We start from the raw sequence: 2,081 nt of genomic DNA, 5'->3' as shown, positions 1-2,081 counted from the left end.
GCGGCAGCAGCCGCAGATTGGCGGTGAGCACGTCGACATGGAGCGCAGGGTCGCTGGTGCCGCCGCCCTTCAGGCCGACGTCATGGAACGAGATGTAGCTCGCCGGCAGCACCGAGATGTCGATCGGACCGGCGACGCTGAGCTCGAGCCCGGTCACGTCGCGGATCTGGCTTTCCACCGCCTTGCGCAGCGCGTCGCGGTTGATGAGCCAGGAGGTCGCGATCAGGGCGATCAGCGCGACGCCGAGCAGCGCCGCGATCGGCGTCCCGAGGCGCTTCATTCCTTGGGCCATGGTCAATGGCGTGTCCTGATCGGGTTGGTCGTTGGAGCCTGAAAAGCGGGCTGGAGAGCTGCACGCCTCGCGCCCAATTTCCTTACGTAACGTCCTTTTACGTTAAGTGCCGCAACTTGATGGGTTTTCTTGTCGCTTTCAAGGCCGCGGGCAGTTCTGCCCACGGCGTGGGCAGCTTCTAGCACCGCCTCCCGGTGCGGAGAACCCCCGTATCATTGACGGCTTTGGAGGATTTCGCCTAATAATCGCCGCCAATCAGGCGCGACGCCTCCAAGCCGAAGGTTTCCTGTATGAACAAGGTCTATCCCGACGCGAAGTCGGCCCTCGACGGCATCCTGAAAGACAACATGATGATCATGTCGGGCGGCTTCGGCCTCTGTGGCATTGCCGAGGAACTGTCCGACGCAATCCGCGAGTCCGGCGTCAAGGGCCTGACGGTGGTCTCCAACAATGCCGGCGTCGATGGCATCGGGCTCAGCCGCCTGCTCGAGACCCGCCAGATCAAGAAGATGATCTCGTCCTATGTCGGCGAGAACAAGCTGTTCGCCCAGCAATTCCTCGCCGGCGAGCTGGAACTCGAATTCAATCCGCAGGGCACGCTGGCCGAGCGCATCCGCGCCGGCGGCGCCGGCATCCCGGCCTTCTACACCAAGACCGGCGTCGGTACGCTGATTGCCGAAGGCAAGGAAGTGAAGGAATTCGACGGCGAGAAGTATCTGATGGAGCGCGGCCTGTTCGCCGACCTCGCCATCGTCCACGCCTGGAAGGGCGACACCGCCGGCAACCTGATCTACCGCAAGACCGCGCGCAACTTTAACCCGATGATGGCGACCGCCGCCAAGATGACGGTGGCCGAGGTCGAGCATCTGGTTCCCGCCGGAGAGCTCAACCCGGACCACATCCACACGCCCGGAATTTTCGTGAAGCGCATCGTCGAGGTCGGTACGGCCAAGAAGCGCATCGAATTCCGCAATACCCGCCCGCGCACCGCAGCTTGAGATCAGGAGAGCGATATGGCCTGGACCCGTGAACAGATGGCTGCGCGCGCCGCAAAGGAACTGCGTGACGGCTATTACGTCAATCTCGGCATCGGCATCCCGACGCTGGTCTCGAACTTCATCCCCGAGGGCGTCGACGTCAGCCTGCAGAGCGAGAACGGCATGCTCGGCATGGGCCCGTTCCCCTATGAGGACGAGGTGGACGCCGACCTCATCAACGCCGGCAAGCAGACCGTCAGCGAGCTGCCCTCGACCTCGTATTTCTCGAGCGCGGATTCCTTCGGCATGATCCGCGGCGGCCACATGGACCTGTCGATCCTCGGCGCCATGCAGGTCGCCCAGAACGGCGATCTCGCCAACTGGATGATCCCCGGCAAGATGGTCAAGGGCATGGGCGGCGCGATGGACCTCGTCGCCGGCGTCAAGCGCGTCGTCGTGGTGATGGAGCATTCCGCCAAGGACGGCTCGAAGCTGCTGAAGCAGTGCAATCTGCCGCTGACCGGCGAGCGCGTGGTCGACATGGTCGTGACCGATCTCGCCGTCTTCACCATCGACAAGCACGGCGACGGCGGCATGGCCTTGATCGAGCTCGCCGACGGCGTCACGCTCGACGAGGTCAAGGCCAAGACCGAAGCCGAATTCCGCGTCGCGCTGAAGAACACGTAAGGTCGCAGTCGCGAACGATTGCGAAATGGCCGGGCTTCGTCCCGGCCATTTTCGTTTTGCGCCGTCGTTGGCTTTGCCGGTGGGAGCTTTTGGGAGCGCCGATATATCCACATCGTCATTGCGAG

Annotated in this window: 2 protein-coding genes and 1 pseudogene; 2 read left to right on the top strand and 1 reads right to left on the bottom strand. The window is 63.3% G+C overall.

Going from position 1 to position 2,081, the window contains the following annotated elements:
* Positions 1–292 (bottom strand): annotated as a pseudogene (locus PMI42_RS12820) (AsmA family protein); the annotation flags it as partial.
* 290 nt (positions 293–582) lie between these two features.
* Here PMI42_RS12820 and PMI42_RS12815 point away from each other — a divergent pair.
* Together PMI42_RS12815 and PMI42_RS12810 are read left to right on the top strand one after the other, a co-directional pair.
* Positions 583–1,290, top strand: coding sequence for a CoA transferase subunit A (locus PMI42_RS12815; RefSeq protein ID WP_008134624.1), 708 nt, complete (start codon positions 583–585; stop codon positions 1,288–1,290).
* A 15-nt stretch (positions 1,291–1,305) separates the two neighbouring features.
* Complete coding sequence (locus PMI42_RS12810) at positions 1,306–1,956, top strand: 3-oxoacid CoA-transferase subunit B (protein ID WP_008134622.1); 651 nt, start codon at positions 1,306–1,308, stop codon at positions 1,954–1,956.
* Positions 1,957–2,081 lie beyond the last annotated feature (125 nt).

The sequence above is a fragment of the Bradyrhizobium sp. YR681 genome (assembly GCF_000282615.1).
Taxonomy (GTDB): Bacteria; Pseudomonadota; Alphaproteobacteria; order Rhizobiales; family Xanthobacteraceae; genus Bradyrhizobium.
The sequence above is the reverse complement of the archived record's forward strand: the minus strand, read 5'-3'. Positions and strand labels throughout refer to the sequence as shown.